The 8,182-nt window shown below is 72.1% G+C and carries 6 protein-coding genes; 1 reads left to right on the plus strand and 5 read right to left on the minus strand.

Translation table 11 applies throughout. From position 1 onward, the window contains the following. The first annotated feature begins 166 nt into the window (after positions 1–166). The gene (locus FV229_RS23345; RefSeq protein WP_147754245.1) at positions 167–2,473 is read left to right on the plus strand and encodes a TonB-dependent receptor; all 2,307 of its coding nucleotides are present in this window, start codon (positions 167–169) and stop codon (positions 2,471–2,473) included. A 4-nt stretch (positions 2,474–2,477) separates the two neighbouring features. On the opposite strand, the gene FV229_RS23350 is transcribed toward FV229_RS23345, so the two are convergent. The 5 genes from FV229_RS23350 to FV229_RS23370 form a co-directional block, all read right to left on the minus strand. After that, positions 2,478–3,047: a peptidase S14 gene (locus tag FV229_RS23350; protein WP_147754246.1), complete on the minus strand. Its 570-nt coding sequence runs from the start codon at positions 3,045–3,047 to the stop codon at positions 2,478–2,480. 137 nt (positions 3,048–3,184) lie between these two features. Beyond that, positions 3,185–3,895, minus strand: a complete 711-nt coding sequence (locus FV229_RS23355) for a response regulator transcription factor (RefSeq protein ID WP_147754247.1) — start codon at positions 3,893–3,895, stop codon at positions 3,185–3,187. Then, positions 3,892–6,621, minus strand: a complete 2,730-nt coding sequence (locus FV229_RS23360) for a sensor histidine kinase KdpD (protein ID WP_147754248.1) — start codon at positions 6,619–6,621, stop codon at positions 3,892–3,894. The genes FV229_RS23355 and FV229_RS23360 overlap by 4 nt, the downstream gene beginning before the upstream one ends. Positions 6,622–6,659: 38 nt before the next feature. Next, positions 6,660–7,262 (minus strand): K(+)-transporting ATPase subunit C, encoded by a 603-nt coding sequence (locus FV229_RS23365; RefSeq protein WP_147754249.1) that lies wholly within the window; start codon positions 7,260–7,262, stop codon positions 6,660–6,662. Positions 7,263–7,291: 29 nt separating this feature from the next. Further along, on the minus strand, positions 7,292–8,182 hold an 891-nt coding region (locus tag FV229_RS23370; protein ID WP_147754250.1), incomplete at its 5' end, for an HAD-IC family P-type ATPase.

Raw genomic sequence — 8,182 nt, forward strand, 5'->3', positions numbered from 1 at the left:
CTGCGTTGGTCGCCCGTCGCCTGGCCGACCCCGCCGCCGGCCCGGACCGCACATCGCCCGCCGCTCGCCGGCCGGCCGAGGGCACCGCCGACCCCGCTCTGATCGAACCTTGGACCTCTTCCGGCGGGCCGCTCCCGCCTGCCTCCCGATCAGACGAGCCCAGCCGATGTCCCTTCCGTCAAAACTCCGGCTGCGCGCCGGAATCCTGCTCCTGTCCGCCTGTCCCGTTCCCCTCGCCGCCGCGCCCACCGAAGAGAGCGTGACGCTGTCCGAACTTTCCGTCGTGGGCGAGCGCGACGGCCCGGCGGCGGCCGTCCCCTTCGGCGTCGCCGCGCCGCAGGGCTCGGCGCCCAGCGTCATCGAGCATCCGGTCGGGCAGGTCGTGACCGAGATCGGGCGGCGGGACACCATCGAGAACCGGCCGGCGACGAGCATCGGCGCGGTGCTCGCCAACAGCCCCGGGGTCACCGTGCGCCAGGGCAACGGCGGGCGCGACGTGATCATCTCGATCCGCGGCAACAACGCCCGCTCCACCGGCGTGATCAAGAACACGGTCGTGCTGGAGGACGGGTTCGTCCTGACCCAACCCGACGGCGCCTCGCGCTTCGACATCGCCGACCCGCGGGCCTATTCCCGCATCGACGTGTTCCGCGGGCCGCAATCGGCACTGTTCGGCAACTACGCGACCGGCGGCGCGATCGCCTTCCGCACCCGCACCGGCCGCGAGATCGACGGGTACGAGGTCGGCACCGATGCCGGCAGCTTCGGCTACCTCAGCAACTATTTTACGGTCGGCGGCGCCAGCGGCCCGTTCGAGATCAGCCTGTTCGCCAGCGACGTGCGCGCCAACGGCTACCAGGACCATGCGTCCTACGACACGCAGACCATCGACCTGCTCGCGAGCTACACCCCGACGCCGGACAACCGCTTCACCCTGAAGGTGATCAACAACGACCTGCAGGCGGACCTCGCCGCCCGGTCCTCGCTCAACGACTTCCGGACCAACCCGTACCAGCGCGGCTGCGCGGCGGCCGCGACCGCCGCCGCCGGCTGCACCTTGACGAACCTCATGGTGAACGGCGCCTTCGGCCGGACGGTGGGCGTGACCGCCGACGAGGCCGGGTTCGGGCGCAAGGACCGGCGCACGATCGTGGCGGCGCGCTACGAGCACGACATCGACGCGCAGACGACGTGGCGCACGCAACTCGGCTTCGACGAGCGCAACTTCAACCAGCCGTTCTACGCGACGTCGTCGCGGGGCTCGTACCCGTCCTGGAACTTCCTCACCGACGTGACCCGGCGCTACGACCTGTTCGGCCTCCCGGCGGTCGGCTACGTGGCGCTGGCCTACAACACGATCGACAACCACATCTCGACCTACAACCGCGCGCCCTATGGCGGCCCGCGGCTGGGCGCGCTGATCGGCGAGCAGGAGGCGGTGCAGTCGAACCTCGGCGGCCGCGCCCGCACCGAGGTCGCGCTGTCCGACCGGTGGACGGGGGTCGTCGGCATCAGCGCCGAGGGCACGGCGATCACCGGGCGCAATCTCGCCTACGCCTACAATGCGACGGGCGCGACCACGACGATCGCGGACGTGAACCGCACCTTCCTCAACGTCGCCCCGGAGCTGGCGCTGGTCTACCGCCCGGGCACGGAGTGGGCGTTCCGCGGCCGCGTCGCCACCGGGTACACCACGCCGGCGGCGAGCAACCTGTTCGTGACCGCGGCGGGCCTGCCCGGCAACAACACCGGGCTGCAGACCCAGGAGAACCTCGGCTTCGACCTCGGCGCCGAGTGGACGCCGACCGAAAACCTGCGCCTCAGCGTCACCGGCTTCTACGAGTTCTTCCGCAACGAGCTCGTCTCGCAATCGCCCGGCGCCGGCCTGCAGAGCTACACCTTCAACGCCCCGGCATCCGAGCATCGCGGCATCGAGGTCGGGATCGATTGGGCCTTCGCGCCGGGCTGGCGCGGGGTGGCCGCCTACACCTTCGACGACCAGATCTACACCCGCTACGTCGAGCAGCTCAGCGCCGGCACGCTGACCCGACGCCTCGACCGCGCCGGAAACCGCATCCCCGGCGTGCCGGCCAACCAGCTGCTGGCCCGGATCGGCTACGACGTCCCGGCCGGGCCGCTCGCCGGGCTCGGCGCCTTCGTCGAGACCGTGTTCCAGGACGACTTCTACCTCGACAACGCCAACCAGCTGAAGGCGCCGGGCTACGCCGTCGTCAACGCCAACGTCCACTACGCGACGGAGCTGGTGGGCGGCTACGCCAAGCGCCTCACGGTCTACGCCGAGGTGCGCAACGTGTTCGACACGGTCTACGCGGCCTCCGCCCAGAACCTCGCCAACTCGATCAGCGCGACGACCGGCGTGCAGAACGGTGCCGCCGCGCTCGCCGCCGTCACCGGCTCGATCTACGCCGGCGCCCCGCGCAACGTGGTGGCGGGGATGAAGCTGGCGTTCTGAACCCTCAGATCACGGCCTCGATCAGCCCGAGGCGGCGGGCCTCCTCGGCCTCGATGTACCAGTTGTACGGGGCGCGCTCGATCACCGCGTCGAGGGTCACCTGCGAGCCCTCGACGAGGTTGGCGAAGCCCTCGTTCTGGATCGCGATCGAGCATTCGATCTCGTGGAGCGTCGCCTTCACCGTGGCGATGCAGGTGGTGAGCGGGCCGTTGATCTGAAGCTCCTTGGCGAGCTTGCGCTCGTGGATCATCAGCCGCGTGCCGGGGGTGAGATAGCGGTTCTTCCGGGTGAAGAAGCTCATGAAGGTGGTGCCGGCGGAGTAGATCGCCGCCTTGCCGAGGAAGGCGTAGCGGCATTGCGGGTTCATCGCGCTCTTGAAGCGGATGTCCTCGCCCATCATCCGCGCCACCTCCGGGTCGCCGCCGAGCGTGGTCAGCTCGACCACGACGAGCCCGTCGCACGGCGCCTGGCCGATCTGGCGCCGGAAGTCCTTGTACATGTCGTAATCCACCGTGCCGGCGAGCAGGACGGTCGGGGCCGCGAAGTCGGCGGCCTTCAGGGGCGTCGTGTCCAAGGTCGTATCTCGGGTCTGATCCATGGGGAGCTGTGGCCTTGCGATGCCGGCGACGCCGCGATGCGCGCCGGCTCTACGGCCTGCACAACCCGCGCCGGACGGGTTCGTTCAGGAAAAAATCCGCATCCGGGAACCCGTCAGCGCGACAGGCCGTCGTCGGGCGCGCGCAGGCGGTAGCCGACGCCGGTCTCGGTGAGCAGCAGGCGCGGGCGCTCGGGGTCGGCCTCCAGCTTCTGCCGGAGCTGGCGCATGTAGACCCGCAGGTATTGCGGGTCGGACGAGGCCGAGACCGCGCCCATCAGCTGGGCGTGGGTCAGCACCTTGCCGGCATGCTGCACCAGCACGCGCAGGAAGTCGTATTCGCGCGGCGTCAGCTTCACCTCGCGTTCCTCCACCCGGACGATGCGGCGCACGAGGTCGACGCTCAGAGGGCCGACCCGGAACAGCGGGCGCTGCCCTTCCGTCGCGAGCTGGTGGCGGAGCGCCGTGCGGATGCGGGCGAGCAATTCGCCCATGCCGAAGGGCTTGGTGACGTAGTCGTCGGCCCCGAGGTCGAGCGCCTCGACCTTCCCGGTCTCGTCGTCGCGGCTCGACAGCACCACCACCGGCAGGGCCGGATGCGCCTTGCGGATCTCGGCGAGCAGGTCGTGCCCGCGCATGTCGGGCAGCCCGAGGTCGAGGATCACGAGGTCCACGGTCTCGTGGCCCGACGCCTTGCGGCGCAAGGTCTCGAGGGCGGTACGGCCGTCCGGCGCCTCGAGCACGGCGTAGCCCTGCGTCCCGAGCCCGGTGCGCAGCAGCCGCCGGATCGGCGGCTCGTCGTCGACGACGAGGACGTGCAGGGTCATGCGGCCCGCTCCGACGCGGTCCGGGCCGGCTCGGCGGGGACCGGCAGGGCGATGGTGAAGGCCGCGCCCGCGCGGTCGCGGCGGTTGGCGCCTGTCACGGTGCCGCCCATCGCCTCGATGAAGCCGCGCGAGATCGGCAGGCCGAGGCCGGTCCCGGCCCGCACGCTGTCGGCCTTGGCGACGCGGTAGAACGTGTCGAACACCCGCTCCCGGTCGGCCTCGGGCAGGCCGTCGCCCTCGTCGAGGACCTCGATCAGCACCCGCATCCCCTCCCGTCGCCCGAGCAGGCGGATCGTCGAGCCCTCGGGCGCGTACTTGCCGGCGTTGTCGAGGAGGTTGACCAGCACCTGCTCGAACAGCACCGGGTCGAGCCGCAAGGGCGGCAGGTCCTTGGCGATCTCCACCGCCACGCGGTGGGCGGCCAGGATCTTGTCCATGCGCCGCAGCGCCGTGTCGGCGACCTCCGCGACGTCGTGGAGGGCGACGTTGGGCACCACCGCGCCGGCCTCCAGGCGGGTCATGTCGAGGAGGTTGGCGATGAAGCGGTTGAGGCGCTCGGATTCGGCGATGACGGTCGCCAGCAGGTCGGCCTTCTCCGTGCCGTCGAGGGCGTCGTCGAGGTCGCGCAGCGTCGTGGCCGCCCCGAGCACGGCGGCCAGCGGCGTGCGCAGGTCGTGCGAGATCGAGGTGAGCAGGGCCTGGCGCAGGCGGTCGGTCTCGGCCGCGCGCTCGGCCCGGTCGAGGTCCTCGACGAGGCGGACGCGCTCGATGGCGAGCGCGCCCTGGTCGGAGAGCGCGTCCACGAGGCGCCGGCTCTCCGGCGAGAGGATCGGCCCGGGCCGGTCGGCATCGAGGCCGATCACGCCGAGCGTGCCGCGGCCGGTCCGCATCGGCAGGAACAGGCGCTTGGCGCCGGGCAGGGTGTCGGCGCCGCGGCCGGCCGCGCGGTCGTTGTCGAAGGCCCAGGTCGCGGCGGCGAGGTCGGCGGCGTCGAGGGTGTCCTCGGGCGGGTAGCCGGCCCGCACCGCGATCGCGCCGTCCTCGGGCAGGAGCAGCACGACGCGGACCTCGAGGCTGGCGGCGACCTGGTAGGCGGTGGCCCACAGCACGTCGTCGAGCGTGCCGCAGCCGGCGAGCTTGCGGCTGAAGCCGTAGAGCCGCTCGCTCGCGACCGCCCGCGCCCGGGACACTAGCGCCTCCTCGCGGGTGCGCGCGGCGAGGTTCGAGACCAGCACCGCGACCAGCGTGAACAGGCAGAAGGCGGCGACGTTGGTCGGGTCGGCGATGGTGAAGGTGTAGAGCGGCGGCAGGAAGAAGAAGTTGTAGGCGAGCGACGCGGCCACCACGGCGGCGAGCGAGGGCCAGAGCTCGAAGCTCACCGCGACGGCGACCACCGCGGTGAGCAGGACGAGGTCGGCGTTCTCGACCCCCAGCGTCGGCTGCAAGGCGAGCGCGATCCCGAGGGCGACGGCGACGGCGCCGAGCGCGACCGCGTAGGGCCAGGCCGAGCGGGCGGGCTCCGGGGCGGCCGTGCGCAGGGGCTTCGGCGGGTCCGCGTCCTGCGTCTCCCTCTGCGCCTCGCCCGCGACGACGTGGACGCTGATCGTGCCCGAGCCGCGCACGAGGTCGCGTACCACCGAGCCGTTCAGGATCTCGAAGAGCCGCGAGCGCTCGGACTTGCCGACCACGACGTGGTTGGCGTTGGTGCTTCGCGCATAGGCCAGGATGTCGTCGGCGATCCGCCGCGAGCCCGGCACGGTCGCGGCCTCGCCGCCGAGGCGGTCGGCCAGCCGCAGGGTGTCGGCGATGCGGTCGCGCGCGGCCTCCGACAGCGCCTGCGCCCGCGGCCCCTCGACGGAAAGCGCGGTCCAGGGCGCGTGCAGCCGGTCGGCCAGGCGCTTGGCGTAGCGCACCAGGCCGGCCGCCCGCGGATCCTCGCTGACGCAGACCAGCACCCGCTCGCCCGCCCCCCAGGGGCCGGGGATGGCGTGGGCGCGCATGTGGCTCAGCAGCTCGTCGTCGACCCGGTCGGCGGTGCGGCGCAAGGCCAGCTCGCGCAGAGCGGTCAGGTTTCCGCGGGAGAAGTAGTGCTTGAGGGCACGGGTGGCGTTGCGGGGCCGGTAGACCTTGCCGTCCTCCAGCCGCCGGATCAGGTCGTCGGGGTTGAGGTCGATCACCTCGATGTCGTCGGCCCGGTCGAGGATGCCGTCGGGCACGGTCTCGCGCACGCGGATGCGGGTGATCTGCGCGACGACGTCGTTCAGGCTCTCGACGTGCTGGATGTTGAGGGTGGTGTCGACGTCGATGCCGGCGTCGAGCAGTTCCTCGACGTCCTGGTAGCGCTTCGGGTGGCGCGAGCCCGGCGCGTTGGTGTGGGCGAGCTCGTCGACGAGGGCCAGGGTGGGCTTGCGCGCGAGCAGCGCGTCGAGGTCCATCTCGTCGAGGCGGGTGCCCTTGTAGGCGACCGCGCGGCGCGGAACGATCTCGAGCCCGGAAAGCAGGCTCTCCGTCTCCGCACGGCCGTGGGTCTCGACCACGCCGACCACCACGTCGAGGCCGGCGCGGGCCTTGGCCTGGGCGGTCGTCAGCATCTCGAAGGTCTTGCCGACGCCGGGCGCGGCGCCGAGAAAGATCTTGAGCCGCCCACGCGACTGGTCCGCCCGGCGCGCGGCGTTGAGCAGCGCGTCGGGGGAGGGGCGGTCGGGGGCTCGGCTCGGCTCGGTCATCGAGCGCGCATCCTACGCGGAATACGGGGCGACCGGGGCTATTTCGCCATCTCGTCCAGGGCGAGGTTGAGGGCCAGCACGTTCACCCGCGGCTCGCCGAGGAGGCCGAGCCAGCGGCCGCGGACCTGCCCCGCGACGAGGTCGCGGAGGGAGGGCTCGGGGAGCGACCGCGCGGCCGCCACGCGCTTCACCTGGAACAGGGCGGCTTCGGGCGAGATGTCGGGGTCCAGCCCCGACGCGCTCGTGGTCACGAGGTCCACCGGCACCGGCACGCCCGGGTTCTCGGCCTTCAGCCGGGCGAGGTCGGCGCCGACCCGCTCGGCGAGCGCGGCGCTGGTCGGGCCGAGGTTGGAGCCCGACGAGTTCGCGGCGTTGTAGGGCGCCGGCACGGTCTTGGCCGCATCCGCCGGGTCGGCGGCGACGGTGGCCGAGGGCCGGCCCTGGAAGTAGCGCGCGCTGGTGAAGTTTTGGCCGACCAGGCTCGACCCGACGGGTCGGCCGTCGCGCAGGACGATCGAGCCGGCGGCCTGGCTCGGGAAGGCGAGGCCGGCGAGCCCGGTCATGGCGAGGGGGTAGGCGAGCCCGGTGAGCGCGGTCAACGCGATCAGCAGGACGAGTGCGGGGCGGAGCTGGGTCAGCATGGCGGGGTCTCGGGACGCGAAGGGAAAGATCAGGCGAGGTGGAGCGCGGTGACGGCGAGGTCGATCGCCTTGATGCCGGCGAAGGGCACCAGGATTCCGCCCAAGCCGTAGATCAGGAGATTCTGGCGCAGCAGTGCCCCGGCCCCGACCGCCCGGTAGGCGACGCCGCGCAAGGCCAGCGGGATCAGCGCGACGATGATCAGCGCGTTGAAGATGATCGCCGACAGGATCGCGCTCTGGGGCGAGGCGAGCCCCATCACGTTCAGCGCCTGGAGCTGCGGGTAGAGCCCGAGGAACATCGCCGGGATGATGGCAAAGTATTTCGCCACGTCGTTGGCGATCGAGAAGGTGGTCAGCGCGCCCCGCGTCATCAGCAGCTGCTTGCCGATGCCGACGATCTCGATGAGCTTGGTCGGGTCGGAATCGAGGTCGACCATGTTGCCGGCCTCGCGGGCCGCCACCGTGCCGGTGTTCATCGCGACGCCGACGTCGGCCTGCGCCAAAGCCGGGGCGTCGTTGGTGCCGTCGCCGCACATGGCGACGAGCTTGCCCTCCGCCTGCTCCTTGCGGATCAGCGCCAGCTTGTCCTCCGGCGTCGCCTGGGCGAGGAAGTCGTCGACGCCGGCCTCGGCCGCGATCGCGGCGGCGGTGACGGGGTTGTCGCCGGTGATCATCACCGTGCGGATGCCCATGCGGCGCAGTTCCGCGAAGCGCTCGCGGATGCCGCCCTTCACGATGTCCTTCAGCGTCACCACGCCCAGCAGCCGCCCGTCGCGGGAGACGGCGAGCGGCGTGCCGCCGGCCCGGGCGACCTCGTCGGCGATGGCGCGGACCTCCTCGACGCCCTCCGTCGAGGCGGTCCGCGCGTAGGCGAGCGCCGCGCTCGAGCCCCAGTGGCTTATACACAAAAACGCGCCCCC

Origin of the sequence: Methylobacterium sp. WL120 (genome assembly GCF_008039465.1) — a bacterium.
GTDB classification, from domain to species: Bacteria; Pseudomonadota; Alphaproteobacteria; order Rhizobiales; family Beijerinckiaceae; genus Methylobacterium; species Methylobacterium cerastii.